The 14591-nt window shown below is 64.3% G+C and carries 14 protein-coding genes and 1 pseudogene; 8 read left to right on the top strand and 7 right to left on the bottom strand.

The genetic code is table 11. The features are described from left to right. Window positions 1-24 precede the first annotated feature (24 nt). Entirely contained in the window at window positions 25-888 is an 864-nt protein-coding gene (locus FPB55_RS08700) for a pirin family protein (RefSeq protein ID WP_144187975.1), read from the bottom strand. A gap of 117 nt (window positions 889-1005) precedes the next feature. Between FPB55_RS08700 and FPB55_RS08705 the strand changes: the two genes are divergently transcribed. Beyond that, complete coding sequence (locus FPB55_RS08705; protein ID WP_047149581.1) at window positions 1006-2010, top strand: amidohydrolase family protein; 1005 nt, start codon at window positions 1006-1008, stop codon at window positions 2008-2010. Window positions 2011-2514: 504 nt separating this feature from the next. Here FPB55_RS08705 and fabB read toward each other — a convergent pair. From fabB to FPB55_RS08730, 6 genes are all read right to left on the bottom strand, one after another. Continuing rightward, window positions 2515-3735 carry a beta-ketoacyl-ACP synthase I gene (gene fabB, locus FPB55_RS08710; protein WP_009683177.1) on the bottom strand — a complete coding sequence of 407 codons (1221 nt, stop codon included), beginning with the start codon at window positions 3733-3735 and terminating at the stop codon, window positions 2515-2517. A gap of 11 nt (window positions 3736-3746) precedes the next feature. Then, window positions 3747-4262 carry a 3-hydroxyacyl-[acyl-carrier-protein] dehydratase FabA gene (gene fabA, locus FPB55_RS08715; protein WP_008089108.1) on the bottom strand — a complete coding sequence of 172 codons (516 nt, stop codon included), beginning with the start codon at window positions 4260-4262 and terminating at the stop codon, window positions 3747-3749. Window positions 4263-4470: 208 nt separating this feature from the next. Next, the gene (locus tag FPB55_RS26895; RefSeq protein ID WP_342782922.1) at window positions 4471-5028 is read right to left on the bottom strand and encodes a response regulator; all 558 of its coding nucleotides are present in this window, start codon (window positions 5026-5028) and stop codon (window positions 4471-4473) included. After that, window positions 4976-6406 carry a histidine kinase dimerization/phospho-acceptor domain-containing protein gene (locus FPB55_RS08720; RefSeq protein ID WP_342782923.1) on the bottom strand — a complete coding sequence of 477 codons (1431 nt, stop codon included), beginning with the start codon at window positions 6404-6406 and terminating at the stop codon, window positions 4976-4978. The genes FPB55_RS26895 and FPB55_RS08720 overlap by 53 nt, the downstream gene beginning before the upstream one ends. Then, entirely contained in the window at window positions 6403-7293 is an 891-nt protein-coding gene (locus tag FPB55_RS08725) for an ABC transporter substrate-binding protein (protein ID WP_009683175.1), read from the bottom strand. Before FPB55_RS08725 ends, FPB55_RS08720 begins: the two co-directional genes overlap by 4 nt. After that, window positions 7293-9440, bottom strand: a complete 2148-nt coding sequence (locus tag FPB55_RS08730) for a TonB-dependent receptor (protein WP_178097499.1) — start codon at window positions 9438-9440, stop codon at window positions 7293-7295. Before FPB55_RS08730 ends, FPB55_RS08725 begins: the two co-directional genes overlap by 1 nt. A 157-nt stretch (window positions 9441-9597) precedes the next feature. Between FPB55_RS08730 and FPB55_RS08735 the strand changes: the two genes are divergently transcribed. The 7 genes and pseudogenes from FPB55_RS08735 (at window position 9598) to FPB55_RS08765 (ending at window position 14590) form a co-directional block, all read left to right on the top strand. After that, window positions 9598-10623 (top strand): NAD(P)H-dependent glycerol-3-phosphate dehydrogenase, encoded by a 1026-nt coding sequence (locus FPB55_RS08735; protein WP_009683173.1) that lies wholly within the window; start codon window positions 9598-9600, stop codon window positions 10621-10623. 24 nt (window positions 10624-10647) lie between these two features. Next, window positions 10648-10995 (top strand): DUF4389 domain-containing protein, encoded by a 348-nt coding sequence (locus FPB55_RS08740; protein WP_029887739.1) that lies wholly within the window; start codon window positions 10648-10650, stop codon window positions 10993-10995. Continuing rightward, on the top strand, window positions 10992-11450 hold the full coding sequence (gene sixA / locus FPB55_RS08745; protein ID WP_009683171.1) for a phosphohistidine phosphatase SixA: 459 nt from the start codon (window positions 10992-10994) through the stop codon (window positions 11448-11450). Before FPB55_RS08740 ends, sixA begins: the two co-directional genes overlap by 4 nt. Before the next feature lie 129 nt (window positions 11451-11579). After that, window positions 11580-11975: a hypothetical protein gene (locus tag FPB55_RS08750; protein WP_033690479.1), complete on the top strand. Its 396-nt coding sequence runs from the start codon at window positions 11580-11582 to the stop codon at window positions 11973-11975. A 71-nt stretch (window positions 11976-12046) separates the two neighbouring features. Beyond that, a pseudogene (locus FPB55_RS08755) lies at window positions 12047-12836 on the top strand (alpha/beta hydrolase). After that, the gene (locus tag FPB55_RS08760; RefSeq protein ID WP_009683168.1) at window positions 12833-13687 is read left to right on the top strand and encodes an alpha/beta hydrolase; all 855 of its coding nucleotides are present in this window, start codon (window positions 12833-12835) and stop codon (window positions 13685-13687) included. Before FPB55_RS08755 ends, FPB55_RS08760 begins: the two are co-directional and overlap by 4 nt. Before the next feature lie 108 nt (window positions 13688-13795). Further along, the gene (locus FPB55_RS08765; protein WP_047149932.1) at window positions 13796-14590 is read left to right on the top strand and encodes a DUF4892 domain-containing protein; all 795 of its coding nucleotides are present in this window, start codon (window positions 13796-13798) and stop codon (window positions 14588-14590) included. Window position 14591: the final 1 nt, after the last annotated feature.

Consider the following 14591-nt stretch of genomic DNA (forward strand, 5'->3'; position numbering starts at 1 on the left):
CGAAGGGGCGCAAAGTGGCCCCAATCAGCGAGGCAACTCGATCCTCGAGCTCTCCCCCGGCACGACCGGCCAATCCCCCGCAGCCCATCTGGCCCTGGCCTGCTCGATCAGCGCCGGGTCACTGGCGACAAAGTTCCAGTTCATCCGCCGCGGCCCATCCAGCGGCGCGCCGCCAATCAGTACCAGCTGGCATTCACCTTGCGCACACAGCGTCACCTCTTCGCCCTCCGGCAGCACCACCAGGCTGCACGGCGCCACATCCTCGCCGTTCATCTGCAGTTCGCCCTCCAACAGGTACAGCGCCCGCTCCACGTGCTCGTTCGGCACCTGCAAGGTAGTCGCCGTTTGCATCTGTACCTGGGCATAGAGGGTAGGGGACAGCACCGGCACCGGTGACGCCAGGCAGAACCCGGTGCCGGCAATCATGCAGATGCGCACCCCCAGGCTGTCGCTGACCGGCAGGCTGGCCGCAGGATGATGGCTGTAGCTGGGCGCGCCTTGTTCATGCTCACGTGGCGAGGCCAGCCAAACCTGCAAGCCGTGCAGGCTTGACCCTTTGGCCAAGGCGTCAGCAGGGGTGCGCTCGACGTGCGCCACGCCGCGACCGGCCGTCATCCAGCTGACGTCGCCGGGCAGCACCAACTGGTCCGAGCCCAGGCTGTCCTTGTGCTGAATTGCCCCTTCGAACAGGTAAGTCAGGGTTGAAAGGCCGATGTGCGGGTGTTGGCGGATGTCCATGCCGCGCCCGGGGGCGTAGGCGGTTTTCAGCATGTGATCGAAGAATACGAACGGGCCGACACTGCGGCGCTGCGCCGCTGGCAGCGGGCGCAGAATCGGCTGGCCCTCGACCGACTCTGCACGGGGGCGAATGATCAGCGTGCTGCTCATGAGAAGGGCTCCAGGCAAGGGGGCAATGCCCAAGCATAACGGTTTGCCTGCTGTGCCTGAACCGTCTTCTGCACCGGCCGGTCTACCTTGTCTGATACCAGGAGAAGGGAGCTGCCCATGAATGCCAAAGCGCTGGCCTGCGCGTTACTGTCCGCTTGCTTGTGCCAAGCGGTACAGGCGCGTGACTACCGCTACAGTGACGCCCACCTGCACTATGTGGATTTCTTCCAGGAAAGCGAAGGGATGCCGGCATTGCTCAAGGCGATGGATGCGGCAGGCGTTGACCAGTCGATGATTTCCGGCATTCCGGTGGCCAAGAAGTGGCACGAAGACGAGCCCAAGCGCCCGCGTTACTACGCCGGTGATGATGCCGATGCTTACTGGTACAGCGCCACCGACACCTATGTGGCGGCCGCGCTCCAGCAGTTGCCACCGCAGCAGCGTAAACGCTTCCACCCGTTCCTGAGCGGGTTCAACCCGGTGGACAAGAACGCCGTCAGCCATATCGAGCGTATGCTCGATCTGTACCCGGGGCTATGGCAGGGCATCGGGGAGGTGTTTACCCGCCATGATGACCTGACTGCGTTGACCAGTGGCGAAACGCCGCGCGCCAACAACGAAGCCATGACCCGGATCTATCACCTGGCCGCTGAGCGCGACCTGCCAGTGCTGCTGCACTCCAACATCACCTCCAAGCGCGAGCGCAACCCGCTGTACCTGGCAGAAATCGAAGAGCCGCTACGCAATCACCCGCACACCCGGTTCATCTGGGCCCATGCTGGCAGCAGCATGGAGATACACCGGCATCAGACGCAGATGGACTTTTTACTGCCAGTGCTGACGCGGTTGCTTGAGGATTACCCGAACCTGTATGTCGATCTGTCGTGGAGTGTGCTGCAGCCGTATCTGCTGGATGACAAGGGTGTGCCGCGCAAGGAATGGCTGGCGTTGGTCGAGAAGTACCCGGAGCGGTTCATGCTGGGGTCGGATGTGGTGGGGCAGTTTGGCAGCCTGGGCGAGCAGATGCACGGGTTCAAGCCGTTTCTGGATGCGTTGCCGGAGGGGGTGGCGAACAAGGTAGCCAAGGAGAACTTCCTGGCTGTGTTGCCCAGGCAGAAGTAAGGGTTTACCAGTACTGACCTATCGCAGGCAAGCCAGCTCACAGGGATCGCATCAGGGCTGACAGGTGTTTGCCACAAGGTATGCAGCGCCTGTTAGAGCGAGCGCCGCCCGCGCGGCGCATCGCGAGCTGCGCTCGCTCCTACGTTTGTTTCGGGCCAATTATTCCTGTGGGATTTGCGCGCGAACGCCTTGGCGCATGCCTCAAAATCGCGTCGTACGAACAAGGCGGCCGCGCGCATCTGGCACAGGGGTTACTGGCCCGAAACAAACGTAGGAGCGAGCGCAGCTCGCGATGCGCCGCGCGGGCGGCGCTCAATCTCACAGGCACTGAAGATGCAGCGGCTACCCTTGCCAGGAACCATAGAATCTCCCACAGGGTTGCGCAGGTTCCAAACCTTGCGCAGTACCTGTGGGAGCTGGCTTGCTGCGACAGGGCCAGTACAGGCGACACAAAAGAAAACGCCCCGAACCAGTCGGGGCGTTTTTGATTACTGCCAGGGCGCGTTACTTGCCTTCCCAGCGCTTGAGCACCAGGGTGGCGTTGGTGCCGCCGAAGCCGAAGCTGTTGCTCATGACCGTGTCGATCTTGGCGTTTTCTTCGGTTTTGCGCAGGATCGGCAGGTCGGCCACTTCCGCGTCCAGCTCGTCGATGTTGGCAGAGCCGGCGATGAAGTTGTTTTCCATCATCAGCAGGCAGTAGATCGCCTCGTGCACGCCCGCGGCGCCCAGCGAGTGGCCCGACAGGCTCTTGGTCGAGCTGATCTTCGGCGCCTTGTCCTTGAATACCTCGCGAACGCCTTTCATCTCGGCAACGTCACCGACCGGGGTCGAGGTGCCGTGGGTGTTCAGGTAATCGATCGGGGTGTCGACGGTGGACAGCGCCTGCTGCATGCAGCGGATAGCGCCTTCGCCACTCGGGGCAACCATGTCGTAACCGTCGGAGGTCGCACCGTAACCAACGATTTCGGCGTAGATCTTGGCGCCACGGGCCAGGGCGTGTTCCAGCTCCTCGACCACCACCATGCCGCCGCCGCCAGCGATGACGAAGCCATCACGGTCTGCGTCGTAGGCGCGCGAGGCCAGTTCCGGGGTTTCGTTGCGCTTGGTCGACAGGGCGCCCATGGCATCGAACAGGAACGACTGGCTCCAGTGCTCTTCTTCACCGCCGCCGGCAAAGACGATGTCCTGCTTGCCCCACTGGATCTGCTCCAGTGCGGTACCGATGCAGTGAGCCGAAGTGGCGCAGGCCGACGAGATCGAGTAGTTGATGCCCTTGATCTTGAACGGCGTAGCCAGGCACGCCGAAACGGTGCTGCCCATGGTGCGCGTGACGCGGTAAGGGCCGACACGCTTGACGCCTTTCTCGCGCAGGGTGTCCAGCGCTTCCATCTGGTTCAGGGTCGAGGCGCCGCCGGAGCCAGCCACCAGGCCGGTACGCGGGTTGGACACCTGCTCTTCGGTCAGGCCGGAATCCTTGATCGCGTCCTGCATGGCCAGGTAGGCGTAGGCAGCCGCGTGGCCCACGAAGCGGTAGACCTTGCGGTCGATCAATTCTTCGAGGTTGAGGTCGATGGACCCGGAAACCTGGCTACGCAGCCCCATTTCCTTGTATTCCGGGTTGTAACGGATACCCGGACGGCTGTTGCGCAGGTTTTCGGTGACGGTAGCTTTGTCATTGCCCAGGCACGAAACGATGCCCAGACCAGTGATAACGACGCGGCGCATGCGAATAACCCTTAGAAATTGTCAGTGGAGGTGAACACGCCGACCCGCAGGCCTTCGGCGGTGTAGATCTCGCGGCCGTCAACGCTGACCGAGCCATCGGCGATGGCCATGTTCAGCTTGCCCTTCAGGACGCGTTTGATGTGGATGTTGTAGGTGACTTTCTTGGCGGTAGGCAAAACCTGGCCGAAGAACTTCACTTCGCCCGAACCCAGGGCGCGGCCGCGGCCTGGCAGGCCCTGCCAGCCGAGGAAGAAACCGACCAGCTGCCACATGGCGTCGAGGCCCAGGCAGCCCGGCATGACCGGGTCGCCTTCGAAATGGCAGGCGAAGAACCACAGGTCCGGGGTGATATCCAGCTCGGCGACCAACTCACCTTTGCCGTACTTGCCGCCTTCTTCGCTGATGTGGGTGATGCGATCGACCATCAGCATGTTCGGCGCGGGCAGTTGCGCATTACCTGGGCCGAACAGCTCACCGCGACTGCAGCGCAGCAGGTCTTCCCGAGTAAAGGCGTGTTGTTTGGTCATGCGAGCTCCTCAATAACCCCCTGTGGCAGGGGATGAATCTTCCCGACCGACCCGAATAACCAACGGCTTCGGGGCGGTAGCCTACAGGTAGACTATTGCGTTGTGGTGAAAGTCACAGCGCACCTGGTGAAAGAAGTACAGGTGTGCACTCAAACGTCTATTTTCAGGGCCGATGAAGGTCCTGTCCAGTGTTTAAGACTGCCGCACTTTAGCATTTATCGCCAGTCGCGGTTGTCTGGCCGGGTAACCAGCGTTGCAGCACGCGCTGCAGTTCGCTGCGGCGCAAGGGTTTGCTCAGGTAGTCATCCATGCCGGCGGCCATGCATCGCTCGCGGTCGCCGTCGAGCGCGTTGGCGGTCAGGGCGATGATCGGCAGCCCTGTGCCGTTGTCCAGTTGGCGAATGCGGCGGGTGGCTTCATAGCCGTCCATGTGCGGCAACCGGCAGTCCATCAGCACCGCGGCAAAGCGCTGGCGGCCCACCAGGTCGACCGCCTCGAGGCCGTCTGCAGCGGTGCACACCGCCAGCCCCAGGCTGCGCAGCATGGCTTCTATGACACTCTGGTTGACCGGATTATCCTCGACCAACAGCACCTTTTTCTGCTCCGCAGCGGCCGCTGGCGGGTCGAGTGGGTGCGGCAGTGGCGCTGGCGCCTGGCTGGCCAAGGCCAACGGCATCTCCAGGGTGAACGTTGAACCCTGGCCCACATGGCTCTCACCGCGCAGCTTGCCACCCATGCGCTCGGCCAGGGTGCGGGCGATCGACAACCCCCAGCCCGGTGCCGCCATAGCGGCGGGAAATCGAGCTGTCCGCTTGCTGGAACGCGACGAACATCATTTCCAGGCGGTCGCTGTCGATACCGATGCCGGTATCACGCACGCTGCAGGTCAGCCAGATCAACTGCCGATCGACCACTTGCCAGCGGGCCTCGACCTGCACCTGGCCGCGTTCGGTGAACTTCAGCGCGTTGCCCACCAGGTTCAGCAGGATCTGGCGGATGCGCGTAGGGTCGCCGTTCACCTGCAACTGGCCGATGTCGGCCGGCAATTGCAGGTGCAGCCCAAGGCCGCGTTGCTGGGCGCTGTGCTGGAAGGACTGGACGCTGCTGGTGATCAGCTCGCCGAGGTTGAAGTCGATGTGTTCCAATTGCAGCGCGGCGCGTTCGATGCGCGAGAAGTCCAGAATATCGTTGATGACTTTCAGCAGGTGCCCGGTGGACTCGCTGGCCACGGCGGTGTAATCGGCCTGTTCGTTGCTGAGCGGGGTGGTTTCCAGCAACTGCAGCATGCCCATCACGCCGTTCATCGGAGTGCGCAGCTCGTGGCTCATCATCGCCAGGAAATCGGACTTGGCACGGTTGGCCTGTTCAGCCTCTTCGCGGGCCTGGATCAGCTCGGCAATGGTTTGTTGCTGTTCAGCGCTGGCCTGCTCCAGGGCGCTGGCCAGGTTGTTGATGTGGCGCGCCAGGTGGCCCAGCTCGCTGTCGTCTACCACCGGCAAGGGGGTGTTGTACTTGCCTTGCTGGATGGCCTTGACCGCGTGGCCCATGTCGCTGATCGGCTTGGCCAGGCTCAGGGCCAGGCGGCGAGCCAGCAAGAAGGTGAACAGCAGGGCGAACAGCGCGAGGATGCCCGCCTTGATCACGATTTCCTGCTGGCGCTGGCTGAACGCGTCATCGGACATGCCGACGATCACCCGGCCCAGGTAGTCGTCCCCGATGGCCGGGGTGTTGGCTTTGCCCTGTTGCAGAAAATCGTTGTCCAGGCGTATCTGCTGCAGGCGGATGGGCGCCTGGAACACTTCGACCTGCTGCGCGCGGTTGGCGCTTTCGTCGGACTGCTCCACGTAGACCAGGATGTGGTTGCGGCTGTCCTGTACCTCCAGGAAGCGGACGTGCGGGATGCTGAGGGTGGCCCGCATGAGCCCCTCGAGCACTTCGTTGTTACCGGAAATCACCCCGTACTCCGACGCGGGTGCCAGCTGGTTGGCGATCAATTGCCCGGTGTGGTTGAGTTCCTGGCGCAGGTCCTGGATACGAACGAAGGTAAAGAAGCTGATCAGCAGCAAGGTCAGCAGCAGCGCGGGGCCAAGGCTGATGATCTGGGTGCGGGTGTGAATGTCCCAACTCAGGCGTTTGCTGCTCATGGGGTGGGTTCTCCTTCGGCCAGTACCTGGGCGGCGGCGTTCGGATCGATCGGTTCAAGGCCCAGGGCCCGGGCCACTTGCTGGTTGCCGCTGACGCTGTAGCGCTTGGGGTAGAGGCTGCGCGGCCAGCGCGCCGGGGGCTGGTCGAGCAATTGGTCGAGTTCCGCCAGCCAGTCGTCCTGGTCGCTGTAGGTGCTGGCCAGTGCGCCGGCGCGGACAAAACCGGCGTTGGGGCCGATCAGCGCCATCTGCCGGCCATAGCTGCTCAGCAGCAGGTTCTTCGCCGTCTTGGAGTTGTACAGGTCAGGGTCGTCCAGCCCCAGCAGGACATCGCTGTTGCCCAGCAGGTGCTGCAATGGCCGGTTGTCGCGTGGGTCGGACCAGTCCTGGGCTACGATTTCCAGGCCCAGCGGCCGTGCCGCATGGCGCAGTTCCTCGAGCAGAAACCCGCTGTGCTGGCCGTACAGCACGCCGATACGCCGTGCCTGGGGCAGCAAGTAACGCGCCAGGCGCAACTGACGGGCCGGTGGCGCGTCATTCCACAGGAAGGTGAGAAACGCCGGGCGCGACTTTCCCAGGCGCTGCTCAGCCTGAACGCGGCTGACGCGCATGACCAGGGCCGGTGGCCCGGCGGTTTCGCTCAGGCGCCAATCGAGGGCAGGGTTGTCGAGCAGGATCAGGCGCTGGTCGGCCTTGAGTTTGCCTGGTGATGGCAAGTCGGCGGTGGTCTGGAAGTGCACATGGTCGTGCGGCCTGCGGTTTTCCAGCGCCGCCACGAAGCTGCGGATGCCGGGCTGGTCCTCGGCGCCGATCAGCAGGATCTCGCTGGCCGACAATGGGCCCAGCGGCCACAGGCACAGTACCAGCAGGCGCAACAGCAGGCTCATCAGAACTCCAGCTCCGCGCTGACGCTCAGGCGGTGGCGGCTGTCGTAGCGGTTCTGGGCTGCCGTGGTCGGTTCATCGTCCAGGCGCTGTTGCCACAACGCCGCCAGCTCCAGGTTGCTGCCATATACCCGGAAACGCTTGGCCAGGCGCAGGTCCAAGCGCTCGTAGCGGTACGCGTTGAGGGCATCGTCGCCGTAGTAGAACAGCGCGCTCGACCAGCCAGCACCCCAGTCGCGCATCCACCCGGCCGAGCCGCTGTTGCGGGCGCTGAGGCGGCGATCGTCGGGGTTGCTGGCCCAGGCATCGACATAGGCGTAGGTCAGGCGCAGACGGTCGCGCAGGGTAGGGCGCCAGTCCAGTTGTGCCTCGCTGCCGCTGAAGCGGGCCTTGTTGGCGTTGCTGGCGATGTACTGGTTGTTGCGCAGCGGCTCGCTGATCATGCCGGTGATCTCGTCGTAGAACAGCTTCACGTCCATGCTCAGGTCGATGTCGCTGAAATAGCCGTTGTAGCCCAGTTCGCGCGAGCGCATGCGCTCTTGCTCGAGGTCGCCGGGGCCGCGGGTCTTGACGAAGTATTCGCCGTTTTGCAGGCCGAATGCATTGGGCGTGAGGTTCTTGACCGTGTAGCTCCAGTTGACGTTGTTCTCGAACATGTCGGGCGAGCGCACGGCCTCGGAATACACCGCACGCAGGCCATGGCGCGGGGTGATCAGGTAGTTGACCGCCACACGCGGGGTCAGCGAGTTGCCGGACAGCTGCGAGTCCTCGAACATGGCGCCGCCCTGCAGGATCCAGTGCTCGTCGGCGCGCCATTCCAGTTGCCCGAACAGGCGCCAGGTCTGGTCGTCGACGCTGCCGTTGAAGTAGGTCTGCGAATCGGCCCGGTCATAGCGGTAGTTCATACCGCTGAGCAGGCGCAGGCTGTCGGTCAGGCTCAGGGTGTCCTGGATTTCCAGGTCGTAGCGGGTTTCGCGGGTACTCTGGTCAACATCGCCGCATACCTGTTGCTTGCCGCCGTTCTGCCATTGCTCCTGCACTTTCTGCAAAAGCCCTTGCAGGGCCGGGTCGTTCGTGGCCAGGGGGGCACCTGTGGCAATGCCGCGCGCCACGCTTTCAGCGAAGTCCGGGTTCAGTTGCCAGAGCTGGGTCAGCTCGGGGCTGAATGACTGCACCGCATCACAGGCACGCCACACTTGCTGGCGGTCAAAATGTTGCGCCGAGCCCTGAACATAAAGGCTGTGTTCAGCGCTGAATTCCTTGGTCCAGCGCAGCGAACCGGCGTAGTCCTTGGCGTTGACGTCGGCGTTGTTGCCGGCTTCGTACTGCTGGAAAACCGGCTGGTAGGTGTAGGGCCGTTGATTGCTGCCTTCTTTGGCCGCAAGTTGCCATTCCAGGGTCTGGTCGATGGCCAGGGTATGACTGGCGCTGAGGTTGAAGCGGTTCAAGCGGCGGCTGTCGCGGTAGTCCTGGCCGAACTGGTTCTCGTCGAAGCCGTCGTCGCGCTGGCCCGATACCGACAGGCGCATGTCGCCGCCCTCCCAGCCGAAGCCGTGGCTGAGGTAATAGTCGTTGATGCCATCCTGGCCGCGGGTCAGTCTCATCCGCGTGCCATGGCTGTCGGCCGGGTTGCGGGTCAGGATGTTGACCACGGCCATCAGCGCGTTGGCGCCATAGCTGACCGTGTTCGGGCCACGGAACACCTCGATACGCTCGATATCCTCCATGGCCAGGGGAATGTCGCTCCAGTCCACCGTGGCCAGGCCGGCACGGTACACCGAGCGGCCATCGATCAGCACCTGCATGCGCCGCGCGTCGTTGGCGTTGCTGCCATGGTAGTTGACCGTAGGCTGGTTGCCGGCGCCGTAGCCGATCATCATGCCCGGTACCAGGCGCAGCAGCTCGGGGATGTCACGGGCACCGCTGGCGCGGATCAGTTCGCTGTCGATGACGGTCATGCTGCCCGGCACCGCTGCCGGCGACTGTTTCAGGCGCGTGGCGGTCAGAACCTGGGGCAGGTCGGTGTTGTCGATGAACAGATCCTCGGCCACGGCCGGGCTACCGAGCAGGGCGGTCAATATGAGCAGACGCGGGAAAGGGGGCGTGCCAGGGAACACAGAGCAGCCTTGTCTCAGGATGGAAACAGGCATGGTAACCGACCTTGGCGCAATTGCCAGTGACCCGCCTCAAGCTTCTGGCTGCCAGCACACCGTGCCAGGCTTTTCTCGCTGCCGGTAGCTCGAAGCTTGCAGCTTGGCTTTATAATGCGCCGGTCGCCACTTAATTTATGGCTTTAACGGATTGAATATGACTGAACAGCAACCTGTTGCAGTTCTGGGCGGCGGCAGCTTCGGCACCGCCGTGGCGAACCTGCTGGCGGAAAACGGTGTGCCGGTGCGCCAATGGATGCGCGACCCGGCCCAGGCCGAGGCCATGCGTGTCAATCGTGAAAACCCGCGCTACCTCAAGGGCATTCGCCTGCACGACGGGGTGGAACCGGTCAATGACCTGCTGGCCACCTTGCAAGCCAGCGAGCTGGTGTTCGTGGCCCTGCCATCCAGCGCATTGCGCAGCGTGCTGGCGCCGCATGCCGAGCTGTTGCGCGGCAAGGGCCTGGTCAGCCTGACCAAGGGCATCGAGGCGCAGAGCTTCAAGCTGATGAGCCAGATCCTCGAAGAGATCGCCCCCCAGGCACGCATCGGCGTGTTGTCCGGGCCCAACCTGGCCCGCGAAATTGCCGAGCACGCGTTGACTGCCACGGTAGTGGCCAGCGAACACGAAGCGCTGTGCCAGCAGGTGCAAACGGTGTTGCACGGGCGTACCTTCCGCGTTTACGCCAGTGCCGACCGATTTGGCGTGGAACTGGGCGGGGCGCTGAAGAACGTTTATGCGATCATCGCCGGCATGGCCGTGGCCTTGGGCATGGGCGAAAACACCAAGAGCATGCTGATTACCCGTGCCCTGGCCGAAATGACCCGCTTTGCCGTCAGCCTGGGCGCCAACCCCATGACCTTCCTGGGCCTGGCCGGGGTCGGTGACCTGATCGTCACCTGTTCGTCCCCCAAAAGCCGCAACTACCAGGTGGGTTTCGCACTGGGGCAGGGCCAGAGCCTGGAGGAGGCCGTTACCCGCCTGGGCGAAGTGGCCGAAGGCGTCAACACGCTCAAGGTGCTCAAGGCCAAGGCCCAGGAGGTGCAGGTGTACATGCCGCTGGTGGCGGGCCTGCATGCCATTCTGTTCGAGGGCCGCACGCTGAACCAGGTCATCGAGCACCTGATGCGTGCCGAGCCCAAGACCGACGTCGATTTCATTTCCATCAGCGGCTTCAACTGAGCCGAACAGAGCAAGGAGCGGTACATGAACGATACCCCGGAGCGCGCCCAGCGCGAGTCGATCATCCTGCGGGTGCTGTGGATGCTGGTGTTCCTGGTGGTTTGGCAACTGGCTGAATTGCTGTTGGGCGGCCTGGTGCTGGTGCAACTGGTCTACCGCCTGGTGTATGGCGCACCCAGCGCCAGCCTGATGAATTTCGGCGACAGCCTGAGCCAGTACCTGGCGCAGATCGGCCGTTTCGGCACCTTCCATACCGACCAGAAACCCTGGCCGTTCGCCGATTGGCCAGCAGCGCGTGCGCCGGAAGGCGAGGCGCCGCACGCCGTAGCCCCGGCCCCGCACCCTGTGCGTGACGAGGAGCCCAAGCTGTGAAACTGTGGGTACTGCGCCACGGTGAGGCCGAACTGCGGGCCAACAGCGATGCCGAACGGCGCCTGACTGCGCATGGTCGCGAGCAGGTGGTGCGCAGCGCTGCCCATCTGCTGGGGCAGCCATTGCAGGCGATCATCGCCAGCCCTTATGTGCGGGCCCAGCAGACTGCGGCGCTGGTGCACGAGACCCTGGGGTTTGCCGAGCCGCTGCGCACCGTGCCTTGGCTCACACCAGAGGCCGATGTGCAGCAGGTCATCGGCGAAATCGAGCGGCTGGGGCTGGAGCATGTGCTGCTGGTCAGCCATCAGCCGCTGGTGGGCAACCTGGTCGGGCTGTTGCAACATGGCCACCTGCAACAGCCAGCGGCCATGAGCACGGCCAGCCTGGCCGAGCTGGAAGGGGAGTGGCCCCTGGCCGGGCTGATGACCCTGAAGGCGCTCAACGCCCCTGCCTGAGCTTGCGGGGGCCTGGGGCCCCCATACACCGAGATGGCAACTGACATTTTTGCCAGTTGTCCCTCGCGTCGACTGCTTGATAGCGTTGCCCGAAAACCAGCAGTCAGGGAGCGATGCATGAGCGGTGCGATGTGGGAGCTGCTGTGCTCCCTGGACCTGCAACCCACCATAGACCAGGTTGACCAAGGCGTTTCGCTGGACTTCGCCCAGTACAGCCTGCTGCGCGAGGCTGCCGACGCCAAGTTCTACCAGCTGATGCGCAAGGTCGAGGGTTATGGGGTGCCGGGGCCGATCGCCCGGCAACAGAGCGAGCACGACCTGCAGACCCTGCAGGATGCCTGCCTGCGGGTATCCCATCTGCTGCAGTCCAGCTGCCTGGCCCTGCGCCGGCTGCAGCTGGATCACCAGGACCAGCGCCTGGCCCGTGAGGCGCTGCAGAGCCAACTGGCCTACATGCAGGCCTGCCTTCGCCGTTCACTGGAGAGTTTCGACCACGCTTCATGGCCTGATAGCCGCCGCCGATGACCTTTCCGGGCATTGCCGAACCGGCTCGCCATGCCGACAATGGGCCATCATTCCCGTCCGGATCAGGCGCCATGTCGCAGCAGATCTTTTTCGCCCATGCCAACGGTTTTCCCTCGGCCACCTACGGCAAGCTGTTCGCCGCGTTGGCGCCGGACTATCAGGTCCAACACCTGGCTCAGCACGGCCATGACCCGCGCTTTCCGGTGGATGACAATTGGCAGAGCCTGGTCGATGAATTGCTGCACCACCTGGCGCAGCAGGAGCAGCCGGTGTGGGGCGTAGGCCATTCGCTGGGTGGGGTTTTGCACCTGCACGCGGCGTTGCGCTGCCCCGAGTACTACCGTGGGGTGGTCATGCTCGACTCTCCGGTGCTGACCCGTGCAGACCAATGGTTGCTGCGCACCGCCAAGCGCTTCGGCTTCATCGACCGCATCACCCCGGCCGGGCGCACCTTGGGGCGCCGTCAGCTTTTCACGGACCGCGACAGTGCCCGTGAGTACTTCGCCGGCAAGTCCCTGTTTCGCCAGTTCGACCCCGACTGCCTGGACGCTTACTTAGAGCATGGCCTGCAGGCGATGGAGCAGGGCCTGCAACTGCGCTTCGACCCGGCCACCGAGATCAGCATCTACCGCAGTATCCCGCATACCAGCCCCGCCCCGGCGCGACAATTGCAGGTGCCGCTGGCCATGGTGCGCGGTGACCGCAGCAAGGTCATCCGGCGCCACCATGCCCTGGCGGTGCGTGGCATGCCGCAAGGGGAGTATCACAGTGTGCCAGGGGGGGCATATGTTCCCGTTGGAGCGGCCTGCCGATACCGCCAGCCTGCTCAAGGGCCTGTTCGACCGCTGGGGCCAGGCATGAGCGCGCAGGTCGAGGAAGTTCGCCTGAGTTTGGGCCACATCGAACTGGCCGCACACCTGTTCGGGCCTGTGGACGGTCTGCCGGTGATCGCCCTGCATGGCTGGCTGGACAACGCCAACAGCTTCGCCCGCCTGGCGCCGCTGTTGCGCGGCTTGCGCATCGTTGCCCTGGACCTGGCTGGGCATGGCTATTCGGAGCACCGCCCGCCAGGGGCCAGCTATGCCCTGGCCGACTACGCCCACGATGTACTGCGGGTTGCCGAGCAACTGGGCTGGCAGCGTTTCGCCCTGCTGGGCCATTCGCTCGGCGCCATCATTGCGGTGCAAGTGGCCGGTGCGTTGCCGGAGCGCGTCAGCCACCTGGCCTTGATCGACGGCGTTATCCCACCCACCGGCGCCGAGCAGGATGCCGGTGAGCGCCTGGGCATGGCGTTGCTGGCGCAGCTGCGCCTGGATGGCAAGCGCAAATCGGTGTACACCACCCTCGAGCAAGGTGTGCAGGCGCGCATGAAGGGCATGGTCGCGGTAAGCCGGGAAGCGGCCGAACTGCTGGCGCAGCGCGGGCTGATGCCGGTGCCCGGGGGCTACAGCTGGCGCAGCGACAGCCGCCTGACCCTGCCTTCGCCGTTGCGCCTGAGCGACGCCCAGGCCATGGCCTACGTGCGCCGGGTGAATTGCCCGGCGCAACTGGTGATTGCCGCCGACGGGATGCTGGTGCGCCATACCGCATTGCTGGAGCAGCTACCCTTTGAGCAAATGACACTGCCGGGTGGCCACCACCTGCACTTGAACGATGAGCAGGGCGCGGCCCTTGTCGCAGACTGTTTCAATCGCTTCTTTGGCTTTGCTTGACTTGCACCGGACAAGTGTCGAGGCTTGGCGGGTTGAAAGGGAGACAACCATGCAATTGCCAGACAACCTGGAGCTTCACCTCGGCGCACGGCGCCGCCTGGGTCGCCGATGAGCGCGCCCCTGTCCATCCGCACCGTTGCAGCTGCCTGCCTGGCATTGGCCAGCCCGCTGCTGTGGGCTGGCAGCCTGCCGGTGCCTGCAGACGCCAACGTGGTCGACCAGCGCCCGGCCGTGGAGCAGGAGCGGGTCTACCCGCTGGGCCCATTGCGCAAGATCAGCGGCCGCCTGCGGGTTGACGACAAGGTCGAAAGCCGTGGCCAGGTCAGCTCGGTCACCTACGAGCTGCCGGTCGAACGCACCGCCCGCGAAGCCTTCACCAGCGCCCGCGAGGCGCTGCAGCGCGACGGTGGTTACCCGCTGTTCTGGTGCCAGGGCCGCGATTGCGGCGAGGCCAGCCTGTGGGCCAACGAGGTGTTTGCCAATGCCCGCCTCAACGGGGGGGACGAACAACAGGCGTTCATTCTGCTGCGCCGTTCGGCAGAACAGGCCGACACTCTGGTTGCGTTGTACAGCGTTACCCGCGGCAACCGCCGCGCCTATTTGCATGTGGAAGAGTTCGTCGCCGACAGCCCGTTGGGCGACTTGCTGCCCACGGCGGCCACGGTGCTGCGCGAAATGCGCGATACCGGCAAGCTCGACTACCCGGACCTGGCGGCACCCCAGCCTGCCTGGGCCAACCTGCTGGCACGCAGCCTGAACCTCGACAGTACCCTGCGTGCCAGCCTCAGCGGCGTTCAGGCCGAAGCCTGGCGCGAGGCGCTGATCAAGGCCGGGGTGCGCAACGGTCGCCTTGAAGTGGGCACTGCGCCTACCACTGGCTTGCACCTTGAACTGATTCGTTGAG

It is taken from the genome of Pseudomonas sp. BJP69 (genome assembly GCF_007633355.1).
GTDB classification, from domain to species: domain Bacteria; phylum Pseudomonadota; class Gammaproteobacteria; order Pseudomonadales; family Pseudomonadaceae; genus Aquipseudomonas; species Aquipseudomonas juntendi.

Coding starts and splice junctions, on each gene's coding strand:
- fabA (WP_008089108.1), bottom strand. CDS start 4,262: ATGACCAAACAACACGCCTTTACTCGGGAAGACCTGCTGCGCTGCAGT.
- FPB55_RS08730 (WP_178097499.1), bottom strand. CDS start 9,440: ATGCCTGTTTCCATCCTGAGACAAGGCTGCTCTGTGTTCCCTGGCACG.
- FPB55_RS08725 (WP_009683175.1), bottom strand. CDS start 7,293: ATGAGCCTGCTGTTGCGCCTGCTGGTACTGTGCCTGTGGCCGCTGGGC.
- FPB55_RS08750 (WP_033690479.1), top strand. CDS start 11,580: ATGTGGGAGCTGCTGTGCTCCCTGGACCTGCAACCCACCATAGACCAG.
- FPB55_RS08735 (WP_009683173.1), top strand. CDS start 9,598: ATGACTGAACAGCAACCTGTTGCAGTTCTGGGCGGCGGCAGCTTCGGC.
- FPB55_RS08705 (WP_047149581.1), top strand. CDS start 1,006: ATGAATGCCAAAGCGCTGGCCTGCGCGTTACTGTCCGCTTGCTTGTGC.
- FPB55_RS08700 (WP_144187975.1), bottom strand. CDS start 888: ATGAGCAGCACGCTGATCATTCGCCCCCGTGCAGAGTCGGTCGAGGGC.
- FPB55_RS08740 (WP_029887739.1), top strand. CDS start 10,648: ATGAACGATACCCCGGAGCGCGCCCAGCGCGAGTCGATCATCCTGCGG.
- FPB55_RS08765 (WP_047149932.1), top strand. CDS start 13,796: ATGAGCGCGCCCCTGTCCATCCGCACCGTTGCAGCTGCCTGCCTGGCA.
- FPB55_RS08720 (WP_342782923.1), bottom strand. CDS start 6,406: ATGAGCAGCAAACGCCTGAGTTGGGACATTCACACCCGCACCCAGATC.
- FPB55_RS08760 (WP_009683168.1), top strand. CDS start 12,833: ATGAGCGCGCAGGTCGAGGAAGTTCGCCTGAGTTTGGGCCACATCGAA.
- fabB (WP_009683177.1), bottom strand. CDS start 3,735: ATGCGCCGCGTCGTTATCACTGGTCTGGGCATCGTTTCGTGCCTGGGC.